The organism is Pseudomonas sp. GW821-FHT02A08 (assembly GCF_059422045.1).
The window spans coordinates 98,804-112,672 of the sequence record NZ_JBWKWD010000005.1; the positions used below are offsets into that span (position 1 = coordinate 98,804).

Sequence of the window (13,869 nt, forward strand, 5' to 3'; positions counted from 1 at the left end):
CAAGGATTCTGCATGCAAGCCGCCAACCCGCGTCGCGGGTACATTCTGGGCCTGAGTGCCTACATCATCTGGGGACTTTTCCCCCTCTACTTCAAAGCCATCGCCAGCGTGCCCGCCGTGGAAATCATCATCCACCGGGTGCTGTGGTCGGCGTTGTTCGGCGCCTTGTTGCTGTTGGTCTGGAAGCATCCCGGCTGGTGGCGCGAGCTGCGGGAAAACCCGCGACGCCTGGCGATCCTGGCCCTGAGCGGTGCGCTGATCGCGGCCAACTGGCTGACCTACGTCTGGTCGGTGAACAACGGCCGCATGCTGGAGGCCAGCCTCGGTTACTACATCAACCCGTTGGTGAACGTATTGCTGGGCATGCTGATCCTCGGCGAACGGCTGCGGCGCATGCAATGGATTGCCGTCGGTCTGGCGGCTGTCGGTGTGGCCCAACAGGTCTGGCAGGTCGGCAGCCTGCCGTGGGTGTCGCTGGTGCTGGCACTGACCTTCGGTTTCTATGGCCTGATTCGCAAGCAGGCGCCGGTCAAGGCGCTGCCAGGGCTGGTGGTGGAAACCTGGATGCTGGTACCGATTGCCCTCGGCTGGTTGCTGCTCAATCCGACGGCCAGCAGCGCCCAGGTCGAATTCTGGACCACGTCCCAGGCCTGGTGGCTGGTCGCCGCCGGTCCGATCACGCTGGTGCCGCTGGTCTGCTTCAACGCTGCTGCACGGCATTTGCCCTACACGACACTGGGGTTCCTTCAGTACCTGGCGCCAACCCTGGTTCTGCTGCAAGCAGTCCTGCTGTTTGGTGAGCACCTGTCGTCCAGCACCTTGGTAGCGTTCATGTTTATCTGGGCCGGCCTGGCGGTTTACAGCGTCGATGCGTGGATAAGTTTGCGCCGCCGCAGCTGATCAAAAAACGCACAAAACCCTACAGGCCACGTCTCCCGTGGCCTGCAACATTCCTTCCCAAGGTTATCCACAGCGTGATCCCCGTCGTTTGTGCGCAAGTGGCTGAAACTGCTGGTTTTTTGATCAGAACCTGAATAGCCCCGGTCGGCGTGGCCTGGCGGAGTGTCTCTACAGGTTATCCACAGGCCGGTGCACGTTTAACTTGGATAACCTGATCAGGGTTCACTGCGCAGCACCAATTCGACCATCAGGTCGTCAGCCAGGGTTTCCAGGCGCGATTGCAGTACGTCCAGCGACAGCGTCAGCGGGACCGCGAGAATCGCTTCGGCATGGAACAACGGCTCGCTGCTCATCGGTGCCGGGCGCACTTCGGTGACCAGCCGTTCAAGACTCACCCCCTGCTCGCTCAACAAGCGCGTGATGTCACGCACGATCCCCGGGCGATCATTGCCCACCAGTTCCATGGCGATCGGTTTCCAGGTACAGGATTGTTCGATGCTGCTTTCGGCGATCAACACGCGAATACCCAGGGTGGACAAGCCTTGCAGGGCATCGACCAATTCGTCATAGGCCTCGGCCGGCACCCCCACTCGAAGAATCCCGGCGAATTGTCCGGCCATGCGTGACATGCGGCTTTCCAGCCAGTTGCCGCCGTGCTCGGCAATGCACTGGGCGATGCGCTCGACTTGCCCGGGCTTGTCCGGCGCAAATACGGTGAGTACGAGGTGATCCATGGCACAGCCCTCTGGTCATGATTTTTGTTACAGAGAACCAAGTATAGGCAAGGGTTGGAAGGTACCTGGGCAGATCCGGAATCAAAGGTGAATCGACTGCCCTCTTCGCGAGCAAGCCCGCTTCCACAGGGTCATGCGCAGTCCTTGTGGGAGCGGGCTTGCTCGCGAATGGATGCACCGCCGATCTGACCGACCAAACAAATCGTGTACAACTTTTTATATTTAACTGGAACAATCCAATGGTTTTTTGAGAACATCCTGCTCCGCGCCGTGACCGCAATGCGTCATGGGGTCGCAGAACGACGTAATTAGTCTAATTTTCACAACCGCAATTCATCATGTAGTATGCCGCAGCGCGCACTACATAACGTTGGATCGATGTCTGCCGCAGGCACGTTCGCAACCCTGAAAGCCCTGTCAGCAAGGCCCCAAGCCGTTGATTGGTCCCAACCCAGCCGCCCGTCATGGGCATGTACTGGCAGAGGGGTTTGTGGTTTAAATGGCCAAAGGCTTCATTGTTAAATTGAAGAGCTGAAAAGCGAAATAGCTGAGCAGAGTGAGGCAAGCAATGACTGAACACGTTCAAGTCGGTGGCCTGCAGGTCGCCAAAGTCCTGTTCGACTTCGTGAACAACGAAGCCATTCCCGGTACCGGCCTCACCGCCGATAAGTTCTGGGCCGGTGCCGACAAGGTCATCCATGACCTGGCGCCGAAGAACAAAGCCCTACTCGCCAAACGCGATGATTTCCAGGCTCAAATCGATTCCTGGCATCAGGAACGCGCAGGTCGGGCGCACGACGCCGTGGCCTATAAAGCCTTCCTGCAAGAGATCGGTTATCTGCTGCCAGAAGCGGCCGATTTCCAGGCAACGACGCAAAACGTCGACGAAGAAATCGCCCGCATGGCCGGCCCGCAGCTTGTAGTGCCGGTGATGAATGCCCGTTTCGCCCTCAACGCCTCGAACGCCCGTTGGGGTTCGCTGTACGACGCGCTCTACGGCACCGACGCCATCAGCGAAGCCGACGGCGCGGAAAAAGGCAAAGGCTACAACAAGGTGCGCGGTGACAAGGTCATCGCCTTCGCCCGCGCCTTCCTCGACGAAGCGGCGCCTTTGGCCGCCGGCTCCCACGTCGACTCCACCGGCTACAAGATCGTCGACGGCAAACTGGTGGTCGCCCTTAAAGGCGGCAGCAACACCGGCCTGCGCAACGATGCGCAACTGATCGGCTTCCAGGGCGATGCCGCTGCACCGACCGCGATCCTGCTGAAAAACAACGGCCTGCATTTCGAAATCCAGGTCGACGCCAGCACCCCGGTCGGCCAGACCGACGCGGCCGGCGTCAAAGACATCCTGATGGAAGCCGCACTGACCACCATCATGGACTGCGAAGACTCGGTTGCCGCCGTCGACGCCGATGACAAAGTGGTGATCTACCGCAACTGGCTCGGCCTGATGAAGGGCGACCTGTCGGAAGAAGTCGCCAAGGGCGGCCAGACTTTTACCCGCACCATGAACGCCGACCGCACCTACACCGCTGTCGATGGCAGTGAACTGAGCCTGCACGGTCGTTCATTGCTGTTCGTGCGCAACGTTGGCCACCTGATGACCATCGATGCGATTCTGGACAAAGACGGTAACGAAGTGCCGGAAGGCATTCTCGATGGCCTGGTGACTTGCCTGGCATCGATGCACAACCTGAACGGCAACACCTCGCGCAAAAACACCCGCACCGGCTCGATCTACATCGTGAAGCCGAAAATGCATGGCCCGGAAGAAGCGGCGTTCACCAACGAGCTGTTCGGTCGCATCGAAGACGTGCTGGGCTTGCCGCGCAACACCCTCAAAGTCGGGATCATGGACGAGGAGCGTCGTACCACGATCAACCTCAAGGCCTGCATCAAGGCGGCGAGCGAGCGAGTGGTGTTCATCAACACCGGTTTCCTCGACCGCACGGGCGATGAAATCCACACCTCCATGGAAGCCGGCCCGATGGTGCGCAAGGCGGACATGAAGGCGGAAAAATGGATCGGCGCCTACGAGAACTCCAACGTCGATATCGGCCTGAGCACCGGCCTGCAAGGTCGCGCACAGATCGGTAAAGGCATGTGGGCCATGCCTGACCTGATGGCGGCGATGCTCGAACAGAAAATCGCCCACCCGATGGCCGGTGCCAACACCGCCTGGGTACCATCGCCGACCGCTGCCGCTCTGCACGCGCTGCACTACCACAAGGTTGACGTGTTCGCCCGTCAGGCCGAACTGGCCAAGCGTGCCCACGCTTCGGTGGACGACATCCTGACCATCCCGCTGGCGGTGAACCCGCAGTGGACCGCCGAACAGATCAAGAACGAACTGGACAACAACAGCCAGGGCATTCTCGGTTACGTGGTGCGCTGGATCGACCAAGGCGTTGGCTGTTCGAAAGTGCCGGACATCAACGATGTCGGCTTGATGGAAGACCGTGCCACGCTGCGTATTTCCAGCCAGCACATCGCCAACTGGCTGCGTCACGGTATCGTCACCGAAGAACAAGTGATGGAAAGCCTCAAGCGCATGGCGCCGGTGGTTGACCGTCAGAACGCCGGCGACGCGCTGTACCGTCCGCTGGCCCCCAACTTCGACAGCAACATCGCCTTCCAGGCGGCGGTCGAACTGGTGGTTGAAGGCACGAAGCAGCCGAACGGCTACACCGAGCCGGTCCTGCACCGTCGTCGTCGCGAGTTCAAGGCTGCCAATGGCCTGTAACTGAGCATCTGCGCCGGACATGAAAAAGCCCTGATCGAAAGATCAGGGCTTTTTTGTTTGCATGATTTGTTGCTCTTTGTGGGAGCGGGCTTGCTCGCGGAAGCGGTGCATCTACCAAAAAATACTCGACTGACACTACGTATTCGCGAGCAAGCCCGCTCCCACTGGGATTGTGCAGGGTTTACCGGCTTGGACTAAGGCTCCATCCCAAGCTCATGCTTGACCAACTCCAGCAGCTTGCCGGCATCGATCGGCTTGAGCAGAAAGTCCACCACACTCAAATGCATCGCGGCGATCGCATCTTTTACGTCGGCATCGCCCGATACGATGATGACCGGCAACGCCGCCCGTACCGACTCGCGTACCTGCCGGATCAGCTCCAGCCCGTCGACGTGCCCCATGCGCAGGTCGGTAATCACCAGTCCGATCGACGGTTTCTCCTCCAGCATCTTGAGTGCCGATTCGCCACTGGCCGCGGTCAGGCAGCGAATACCGTCCAGCGCCAGGATCTCTGACAGCAGGTCCCGGGCGTCTTTATCGTCATCGACGATCAGCACCCGTTGCGGTGGCAGGTCAGGTTCCAGCATGACGGCACTTAGCGCTTCGCGCTCGGCGTCGCTCAAAATATCGTGGTCGGACATGACTTTCCCTATATGTTCAATACCATTCCCTGGCACAGCAGTGAGGCATCCCTAAGCAGATCATCAATGTGCACCTCGTCGGAGAATAGTCCAATAGGGCAACAGAGAGGTTTTTCGCACAATTGCGTAGGACTCTTCCGACATTTCAGCGCGCTAACCGCCTACCTAGACTTACGTCCAATGGGCACCCCGACCGCAGGGGTCGACCATATCCATGTCATCCGACTACAACAATTCAAAAAAAGACTGCGGTAATGGTTATGAGTAAAGCGGACGCCTTCACACAGGCAGGGAAAACCGCGGTGTTGCAGAACATCCAGGGCACGTTGCAATTCCTTCAGCGCTTCCCGCCCTTCAACCAGATGGAACACGCTCACCTGGCGTACCTGGTCGAGCAATGTCAGCTGCGTTTTTACGCCCCCGGCGAGAGCATCATCAAACCCGCCGACGGGCCGGTCGAGCACTTCTATATCGTCAAGCAAGGCCGGGTCGTGGGCGAGCGTCCGCATACGGCAAAAGGTGGCACCGAAACGGTCTTCGAGATCACCACCGGCGAGTGTTTCCCCCTCGCGGCGTTGCTGGGTGAACGGGCGACCCGCACCGAGCACCTGGCCGGCGAGGACACCTTCTGCCTGCAATTGAACAAACCGGCGTTCATCCGCCTGTTTTCACTGTCGGACACCTTCCGTAACTTCGCCCTGCGCTGTGTCAGCAGCCTGCTGGATCAGGTCAACCAGCAAGTACAGCAAAAAGCCGTGGAAACCCTGGGCACCCAATATTCGCTCAATACCCGACTGGGCGAATTGGCCATGCGCCACCCCGTAACGTGCGACCCGCTGACGCCATTGCGTGAAGCCGTGACATTGATGCACGAACAACAGGTCGGCAGCATCGTGGTGGTCGATGAATTCAAGGCACCACTGGGGATTTTCACCCTGCGCGACTTGCGTCAGACCGTGGCCAACGGGAGCAGTGATTTCAACGAAGCCATCGAAGGGCACATGACCCGGGCGCCGTTTTTCCTGTCGCCGGATCACAGTGCATTCGACGCGGCGATTGCCATGACCGAACGCCACATCGCCCATGTCTGCCTGGTCAAGGACCAACGTTTGTGCGGCGTGGTTTCCGAGCGCGATCTGTTTTCCCTGCAACGGGTCGACCTGGTGCACCTGGCGCGCACTATCCGCAATGCCCAGAAAGTGGAAAACCTGGTAGCACTGCGGGGCGAAATCGGTCAACTGGTCGAGCGCATGCTGGCCCACGGCGCGTCTTCGACGCAGATCACCCACATCATCACCTTGCTCAACGATCACACCGTGTGCCGGGTGATCGAACTGACCCTCGCCGAAAAAGGTGATCCCGGCGTGCCATTCAGCTGGCTGTGTTTCGGCAGTGAAGGCCGTCGCGAGCAGACCCTGCACACCGATCAGGACAACGGCATTCTGTTCGAAGCCAGGGATGCAGCCCATGCCGCCGAGATTCGCGGCAAGCTGTTGCCCATTGCCCAGCAGATCAACCAGAGTCTGGCGCTGTGCGGCTTCACCTTGTGCAAGGGCAATATCATGGCCGGCAACCCCGAGCTGTGCCTGTCCCGGGCCGAATGGGCGCGGCGCTTTGCGGCGTTCATCCGCGAGGCAACCCCGGAGAACCTGCTGGGTTCGAGCATCTATTTCGATTTGCGCGTGGTCTGGGGCAGCGAGCAAGGCTGCGAGCAGTTGCGCCGGGGCATTCTCGATCAGGTCGGCGACAACCGTTTGTTCCAGCGCATGATGGCCGAGAATGCATTGCGCAATCGCCCGCCCGTAGGACGTTTCCGCGAGTTCGTGCTGGCGCGCAAAAATGGTGAGAAGGCCACCCTGGACCTTAAGATCCAGGGCCTGGCACCCTTTGTCGACGGCGCCCGGTTGCTGGCCCTGGTCCACGGTATCGAAGCGAACAACACGCTGGAGCGTTTTCGCCAGCTGATCGACAAGGAGGTCATCGATCCCCTGGACGGCGCCGCGTACGAAGAGGCCTATCACTTCATTCAGCAAACCCGCATGCAGCAACACCAACTACAGACCCGGGAGAATTTTCCCTATTCCAATCGGGTCGATCCCGACAGCCTCAATCATCTGGACCGGCGCATCCTGCGTGAGTCCCTGCGCCAGGCACAGCGCCTGCAAAGCAGCCTGGCCTTGCGGTATCAGTTATGAGCCTGTTTTCGTGGCTGCGCCCGCCGAGCCCCACCCTGCCCGCCGACCTGCAACATCGCCTGGAACGCTTGCCGGCCGCTGCCCTGGGCGAATGCAGCCTGCGTGAGCAGCGCTGGGTGGTGCTCGATCTGGAAACCACCGGGCTGAACCTGAACAAGGACCATGTGTTGTCGATTGGCGCGGTAGCGATCGAGGACGGGGCCATCGACTTTCGCCAGCAGTTCGAACGCACCCTGCAATATCCGCAAGTAAAACTCGGCCCCAGCGTGCTGATCCACGGCATTGGCCCCAGCGCCATTGCAGCGGGCAGCGACCCGGCAGAAGCGCTGCTCGACCTGATGGAGTACCTCGGTGACAGTCCGGTGCTGGCCTTCCACGCGCCATTTGACCAGCACATGCTCGGCCGTGCGCTGAAAGATCATCTGGGTTTCAAGTTGCAGCATCCGTTTCTGGACGTGGCGGACATTGCACCGCTGCTATGCCCCCAGGCGCACATTCGCGAGGCCGGGCTGGACGACTGGATCGACTGGTTCAAGCTCGAAGTCTTCGAACGCCACCACGCCAGCGCCGACGCCCTGGCCACCGCTGAACTGATGCTGATTCTGTTCAGCCGCGCGCGGCAACAGCAGATTCATAGCCCGCTGAATCTGCAACAGCGCTTGAGTCAGTGGAAACGGCGCCAACAAACACCTTCCTTCTAGTCTTCGGCGCCTGCTCCCGCTGCATCGCGGGCAAGCCCGCTCCCACAGGAGTACCGAAATCCCTGTGGGAGCGGGCTTGCCCGCGATGAACGATGACGCGGTCTCCGACCAACGCCAATTGCTTACCTCCCTCGCCTCTGCCACAATCGCGAACAATTCTCGTTAGTTAATATTTCCCAATCGGTGATGCTGCGTGTCGTCAGTTCCAAGCCCTCAAAGTGAGCTCGTCGGTGCGTTATATCGCGACCATCGCGGTTGGCTATTGGCCTGGCTTCGACGCAACGTCGCCTGCCCGCAGCGGGCCGAAGACCTGAGCCAGGACACGTTCGTACGTTTGCTGGGCCGTGAGGAACTGAAGGTCCCGCGCGAGCCCCGGGCGTTCCTGGTGGCGATAGCCAAGGGCCTGCTGTTCGATTATTTCCGTCGCGCCGCGCTGGAACAGGCCTACCTCACCGAACTGATGCTGATCCCGGAAGCCGAACAACCTTCGGTGGAAGAACAGCAAATGATCCTCGAAGACCTGAAAAACATCGACCGCTTGCTCGGCAAGCTATCCAGCAAGGCCCGGGCGGCGTTCCTCTACAACCGCCTCGACGGCCTCGGCCACGCAGAAATCGCCGAGCGCCTCGGTGTGTCGGTGCCGCGGGTGCGCCAGTACCTGGCCCAAGGCATTCGCCAGTGCTACATCGCGCTGTATGGTGAGCCGACATGAACCCGGTCAGCTCAAAACCGGTATCGGCCAGCGTACTGGACGCGGCGATTGCCTGGCAGCTATCCATGGACTCCGCCAACCCGATAGAACGCGAAGAGTTCGCCAAGTGGCACGCGGCCCACGAAGAGCACGCCCGCGCCTGGCGCCAATTGGGCATGCTCGACCAGCGTTTCAACGTGGCCAGCGGCCCTGCCCGCACGGCCTTGCTGCAATCGCGCGCAGGCATTCGCCGGCGAGTGCGCAAGCTTGGCAACGGTGTCGCCAGTATCGCTGCCGTGATTGGCCTGGCCCTGTTCGCCGGGGATCGTTACCTGCCGATCGACTATTGGCTGGCCGACCAGCGCACCGCCGTTGGCGAGCAGCGCACCCTGCGTCTGGCTGACGGCACGCTGATCAATCTAAATACCCACAGCGCGCTGGATCTGCGTTTCGATGAAAAGCAGCGGCGCATCGTGCTTCAGGAAGGCGAAATCCTGGTTGAAACCGGCCATGGCGATCCCCGGCCGTTCATCGTCGAAACCCGCGAAGGCAGCATGCGTGCGCTGGGTACGCGGTTTCTGGTCAAGCGCGAGGAAGACGGAACGCGCTTGAGCGTATTGCAGTCGGCGGTGGCGGTTCACCCTGAGTCCAATCCTGACGAACAGATTCTGCGCGAAGGCCAACAGGTGCTGATCCGCAACAACGGCCTGGGCCCGGTTCTGGCCGTCAACCTCGGCGCGGATGCCTGGACCCGTGGCATGCTGGTGGTGGACAACACGCGGCTGGAAGATCTGGTGCATGAAATCGGCCGCTATCGAAACGGATACGTCGGGGTCGCGCCGGAAGTGGCCGACCTGCGCATCACCGGCAGCTTCCCGCTGCGCGACACCGACCTGGCACTCAATGCCCTGCTGCCGACCTTGCCGGTGCAGATCGAACAGCACACGCCATGGTGGGTGAAGGTGGTGGCCAAGGCCGACAACAAACCCTGAAATCGTAGCGCCAGACAGTCCGCCTTCGCGGGCAAGCCCGCACCCACAGGGGACCGCATTCAACTGTAGGAGCGAGCCTGCTCGCGATGGCGGCGTTCGACTCTCCGCAAAAACCGGTTTTACCCAACACCCGCTGCAACCTAGTTCTGAATCGAAATTATTTTCATCCAGCCCTATCACTTTTTGATTTTCGTTCGGCACACAGGCAATTGAGAAATGTTTCCATTCAGGAGCCGCTGTATGCCTCGTTCGCTAGACTCCCTGTTGCGCCACAGTTTGCTGGCGATCGCCATTGCCCTTTGCACCCCGTTGGCCAGCAGCCAACTGGTCGCCGCTGAACAGGCGTCCAGCGTCCGCGCCTACAACCTGCCGGCCGCGCCGCTGTCCAGCACCCTGAACCAGATCGCCAGCCAGGCCGGTTTGGCCCTGTCGCTGAATCCATCCCTGGCGGCGGGCAAGACCTCGGCGCCGGTCAAAGGCCAATTCGACGCAGCCGGCGCCCTGCGCGAAGCCCTGCGTGGCACCGGGCTGCAATTGGAACAGAGCAATGCGGGCACCTACAGCCTGATGGCCGTGCCCGAGGGTGTGATGGACTTGCCGGCAACCAGCGTGATCGGCGTGCAAGACACTGAAAGCGCCTGGGGCCCGGTACAGGGCTACCTGGCCAGGCGCACCGCCGCCGGCACCAAGACCGACACCGCGCTGGTCGAGGCGCCACGTTCGATTTCGGTCGTCACTCGTGAGCAGATGGATGACCGCAACGCGCACACCCTCGATGATGCCGTGCGCTACTTGCCGGGTATCACCTCCAGCAGCTTCGGCAGCGACACCCGCGCCGACTGGTTGCGCGTGCGGGGGTTCGAGCCAACTCAATTCCTCGACGGCCTGCCACTGCCAAAAGGTGTGTACTCCAACCCGAAACAGGAAACCTGGAACCTCGACCGCCTGGCGCTGCTGCGCGGCCCGGCCTCCTCGGTGTACGGCCAAACCCCGCCGGGCGGCCTGCTGGACATGGTCAGCCGTCGCCCAAGCGCTGAAGCCAACAGCGAGATCCAGTTGCAATACGGCAGCGACAATCATCGCCAGATCAACTTCGCCAGCACCGGCAAGATCGACGACGAAGGCCAGTTCCTGTACAGCCTCAGCGGCGTACTGCGCGACGGCGGTACGCCCATCGACCACATTGATGACAAGCGCTACAACATTGCACCGAGCCTGACCTGGAACATCGACGAAGACACCAAATTCACCCTGCTCACGCAGTTCACCCGTGACGATACCGGTATCACCAGCCAGTTCTATCCGATCCAGGGCACCAAGATCGACATGCCGTTCGGCGATATCTCCCACCACAAGAACCTGGGTGACCCGAACTATGACTTCTACGACCGCACCTACTACGCGCTGGGTTATGCCTTCGAACACCGCCTGAACGATGTCTGGCAGTTTCGGCAGAACCTGCGCTACACCAAGTCGGAGCTGTCGTTCCAGGCCGTGACCGTCAACAGTTACGGCCCCTCTTACGGGTCTATTGTTGACGATCAAGGCAACACCGGCCGTGGCACCACCAATGTCGACGAAGACATCGCCCAATTCGCCGTGGACAACAACTTCCAGGGCGACTTCGTCACCGGCGACGTCAGTCACACCTTGCTGATCGGCCTGGACCACCAGCGCAACACCACCAACTACCTCTCGATCTTCGGCACCGCGCCAGACATCAACGTCAACGACCCGGTCTATGGTTTGCCGATCACCCGTCCGCCACGCTCCACGGCGTTCTACGACTACGAACAGAAGACCCAGCAGACCGGCCTGTACATCCAGGACCAGATGGCCCTCGACCAATGGCGCCTGACCCTCGGCGGCCGTGAAGACTGGGTCCACACCGGTACCACGTTCTTCAACAAGGGCGATGCCACCAACACCGAACGCGACAAGAACTTCAGCGGCAACGCGGCGATCAGCTACGTGTTCGACTCGGGCTTCGTGCCCTACCTGTCCTACGCCGAATCGTTCCAGCCGACCAGCAATGCGGTCGCCTCGCCGACCGAGTCGTTCAAGCCGACCGAAGGCAAGCAATGGGAACTGGGGATCAAGTACCAGCCACCGGGCAGCAACACCCTGTTGACGGCGGCTGTGTATGACCTGACCCAGAAAAACGTTTCCGTCACCAACAACGTGGGCAACGTGACAGTCACCAGCCAGACCGGCGAAGTGAAAGTCAAAGGCCTGGAGCTGGAAGCCGTTTCCGACGTGACCGAAAACCTCAAGGTCACCGCAGCCTACACCCTGGCCAAATCCGAAGTGCAAGAGGGCATCTACAAGGGCAATCGCCTGCAACTGATGCCTAACCAGCAAGCTTCGGTGTGGGGTGACTACACCTGGCACAACGGCGTGCTGGATGGCTTCGGCATCGGCGCCGGCGCGCGCTATACCGGCAATACCTATGGCGACCAGGCCAACACCTGGCTGGGCAAAGCCGATGCCTACACGGTGTTCGACGCGGTGGTTCACTACGACCTCGGTCGCCTGGGCAACAGCCTCAAAGGCGCTTCGCTGGCCGTTAACGCAACCAACCTGCTCGACAAGGAATACATCTCGACTTGCGACAGCTACTACTGCTACTACGGCGACCAGCGCAGTGTCGTCGCAAGTGCAACCTACAAGTGGTAACGCGTTGAGCTGACACGCCCAATGACCAGGCCGTCCTTCGTGGACGGCCTTGGTTTTTCTGAAGGCTATGAAATGAAAAGTAAAACAATTCGCCGCTGGTCCGCTGTTCATACCTGGACCAGCCTGATTTGTACGGTGTTCCTGTTGCTGCTGGCACTGACCGGCCTGCCGTTGATCTTCCACCACGAGATCGACCACTTGCTGGGCGATGCGCCGCAAGTGAAGGCAATGCCGGCGGACACCCCGCACCTGAATTTGCAGCAGTTGGTGCAGGCCGCCGAGCAACATCGCCCCGGTGAAGTCATGCAGTATTTTGGTTTCGAGGACGATGAGCCCAACGCGGTGCTGACCATCATGGCCGCGACCGCGGGCACCGAGCCGAATTCGTCCCACACCTTCATGCTCGACGCCCGTACCGGCGAAGCACTGGAGACGCCATCGGCCAACGGCGGTTTCATGATGACCATGCTGCGCCTGCACGTGGACATGTTCGCCGGCTTGCCAGGCAAGTTGCTGCTGGCGTTCATGGGCATTCTGTTCGTGGTGGCGATTGTTTCCGGTACGGTGCTGTACCTGCCATTCATGCGCCGCCTGAAGTTCGCCACCGTGCGCCAGGACAAATCCACGCGCCTGCGCTGGCTCGACCTGCATAACCTGATCGGCGTGGTGACGTTGACCTGGGCCCTGGTGGTCGGCATGACGGGCGTGATCAGCGCCTGCGCCGACCTGATCATTGCCGCCTGGCGCAACGACAGCCTGAGCGCGATGGTCGCGCCGTACCGCGATGCGCCACCGCTGACGCAACTCGCGCCCGCGACCCGTTTGCTCGATATCGCCAAGGAAGTCGCGCCGGGCATGCAGCCGGACTTCATCGCCTTCCCCGGCACGCGTTTTTCCAGTGAGCATCATTACGCAGTGTTCATGAAGGGCAGCACACACCTGACCTCGCACCTGCTGACGCCGGTACTGATCGACGCCAGCACCCTGCAAGTCACCGCCGTGGCCGAACGACCGTGGTACATGGACGCCATGGGCATGTCACAACCGCTGCACTTCGGTGACTACGGCGGCATGCCGATGCAGATACTCTGGGCGACCCTGGATGTGCTGACCATTATCGTGCTGGGCAGCGGGGTCTACCTGTGGGTGGTGCGGCGCAAGGCGGCCAGGCCGGTACCGGAAAAAGCGGAGAGCGTGGCATGAAGCCCCGGCAGTCGAATTTCTGGAAGGTCTTCTCGACACCCACGGTAATCGCCCTGTTCAGTGCAGCCGGATTGTTTGCCGCACTACTTGGCGATGGAATCTGGGACGCCCTGAGCTGGCTGGGACTGGGAATTCCAGCCATCCTCGCCCTGCGCGGCCTCCTGCAACCCCGATAACCTGTAGCAGCTGCCGAGCCTGCGAGGCTGCGTTCGACTGCGCAGCAGTCGTAAAACCTGCAATCGTGTTCTTTCAGGAGAACCGCATCCTCTGTATTACGACTGCTGCGCAGTCGAACGCAGCCTCGCAGGCTCGGCAGCTGCTACGAAATCAATACGCCTCGAAATCGGGTTGCCCAGTGCCTCTTGAGCTCCCGGACCAACGCGCTATGCT

At 60.7% G+C, this 13,869-nt stretch carries 11 protein-coding genes; 9 read left to right on the forward strand and 2 right to left on the reverse strand.

All coding sequences use genetic code 11. The annotated features are described in order from the left end of the window. Nucleotides 1-12: 12 nt before the first annotated feature. The gene (rarD, locus tag AC07W4_RS05675) at nt 13-900 is read left to right on the forward strand and encodes an EamA family transporter RarD (RefSeq protein WP_495031790.1); all 888 of its coding nucleotides are present in this window, start codon (nt 13-15) and stop codon (nt 898-900) included. A 215-nt stretch (nt 901-1,115) separates the two neighbouring features. Here rarD and AC07W4_RS05680 read toward each other — a convergent pair whose 3' ends face one another. Continuing rightward, nucleotides 1,116-1,634, reverse strand: a complete 519-nt coding sequence (locus tag AC07W4_RS05680) for a glycine cleavage system transcriptional repressor (RefSeq protein ID WP_008048231.1) — start codon at nt 1,632-1,634, stop codon at nt 1,116-1,118. Nucleotides 1,635-2,202: 568 nt separating this feature from the next. Here AC07W4_RS05680 and AC07W4_RS05685 point away from each other — a divergent pair. Further along, nucleotides 2,203-4,380 carry a malate synthase G gene (locus AC07W4_RS05685; RefSeq protein ID WP_495031791.1) on the forward strand — a complete coding sequence of 726 codons (2,178 nt, stop codon included), beginning with the start codon at nt 2,203-2,205 and terminating at the stop codon, nt 4,378-4,380. Nucleotides 4,381-4,574: 194 nt separating this feature from the next. Here the strand turns inward: AC07W4_RS05685 and AC07W4_RS05690 are convergent, their stop codons facing one another. After that, nucleotides 4,575-5,021, reverse strand: coding sequence for a response regulator (locus tag AC07W4_RS05690; protein WP_495031792.1), 447 nt, complete (start codon nt 5,019-5,021; stop codon nt 4,575-4,577). 254 nt (nt 5,022-5,275) lie between these two features. On the opposite strand from AC07W4_RS05690, the gene AC07W4_RS05695 reads away from it, so the two are divergent. From AC07W4_RS05695 to AC07W4_RS05725, 7 genes are all read left to right on the forward strand, one after another. Then, nucleotides 5,276-7,216 (forward strand): putative nucleotidyltransferase substrate binding domain-containing protein, encoded by a 1,941-nt coding sequence (locus tag AC07W4_RS05695; protein ID WP_495031793.1) that lies wholly within the window; start codon nt 5,276-5,278, stop codon nt 7,214-7,216. Continuing rightward, nucleotides 7,213-7,917, forward strand: coding sequence for a 3'-5' exonuclease (locus tag AC07W4_RS05700; protein WP_495031794.1), 705 nt, complete (start codon nt 7,213-7,215; stop codon nt 7,915-7,917). Before AC07W4_RS05695 ends, AC07W4_RS05700 begins: the two co-directional genes overlap by 4 nt. A gap of 193 nt (nt 7,918-8,110) precedes the next feature. After that, nucleotides 8,111-8,629, forward strand: coding sequence for an RNA polymerase sigma factor (locus AC07W4_RS05705; RefSeq protein WP_008048225.1), 519 nt, complete (start codon nt 8,111-8,113; stop codon nt 8,627-8,629). Then, entirely contained in the window at nt 8,626-9,600 is a 975-nt protein-coding gene (locus tag AC07W4_RS05710) for a FecR family protein (protein ID WP_495031795.1), read from the forward strand. The genes AC07W4_RS05705 and AC07W4_RS05710 overlap by 4 nt, the downstream gene beginning before the upstream one ends. Nucleotides 9,601-9,840: 240 nt before the next feature. Next, nucleotides 9,841-12,276, forward strand: coding sequence for a TonB-dependent siderophore receptor (locus AC07W4_RS05715; RefSeq protein WP_495031796.1), 2,436 nt, complete (start codon nt 9,841-9,843; stop codon nt 12,274-12,276). A gap of 72 nt (nt 12,277-12,348) precedes the next feature. Beyond that, nucleotides 12,349-13,479, forward strand: a complete 1,131-nt coding sequence (locus AC07W4_RS05720; protein WP_495031797.1) for a PepSY-associated TM helix domain-containing protein — start codon at nt 12,349-12,351, stop codon at nt 13,477-13,479. Continuing rightward, complete coding sequence (locus AC07W4_RS05725; protein ID WP_204930865.1) at nt 13,476-13,655, forward strand: hypothetical protein; 180 nt, start codon at nt 13,476-13,478, stop codon at nt 13,653-13,655. The genes AC07W4_RS05720 and AC07W4_RS05725 overlap by 4 nt, the downstream gene beginning before the upstream one ends. Nucleotides 13,656-13,869 lie beyond the last annotated feature (214 nt).

Coding starts and splice junctions, on each gene's coding strand:
- AC07W4_RS05680 (WP_008048231.1), bottom strand. CDS start 1,634: ATGGATCACCTCGTACTCACCGTATTTGCGCCGGACAAGCCCGGGCAA.
- AC07W4_RS05720 (WP_495031797.1), top strand. CDS start 12,349: ATGAAAAGTAAAACAATTCGCCGCTGGTCCGCTGTTCATACCTGGACC.
- AC07W4_RS05725 (WP_204930865.1), top strand. CDS start 13,476: ATGAAGCCCCGGCAGTCGAATTTCTGGAAGGTCTTCTCGACACCCACG.
- AC07W4_RS05700 (WP_495031794.1), top strand. CDS start 7,213: ATGAGCCTGTTTTCGTGGCTGCGCCCGCCGAGCCCCACCCTGCCCGCC.
- AC07W4_RS05685 (WP_495031791.1), top strand. CDS start 2,203: ATGACTGAACACGTTCAAGTCGGTGGCCTGCAGGTCGCCAAAGTCCTG.
- rarD (WP_495031790.1), top strand. CDS start 13: ATGCAAGCCGCCAACCCGCGTCGCGGGTACATTCTGGGCCTGAGTGCC.
- AC07W4_RS05690 (WP_495031792.1), bottom strand. CDS start 5,021: ATGTCCGACCACGATATTTTGAGCGACGCCGAGCGCGAAGCGCTAAGT.
- AC07W4_RS05710 (WP_495031795.1), top strand. CDS start 8,626: ATGAACCCGGTCAGCTCAAAACCGGTATCGGCCAGCGTACTGGACGCG.
- AC07W4_RS05695 (WP_495031793.1), top strand. CDS start 5,276: ATGGTTATGAGTAAAGCGGACGCCTTCACACAGGCAGGGAAAACCGCG.
- AC07W4_RS05715 (WP_495031796.1), top strand. CDS start 9,841: ATGCCTCGTTCGCTAGACTCCCTGTTGCGCCACAGTTTGCTGGCGATC.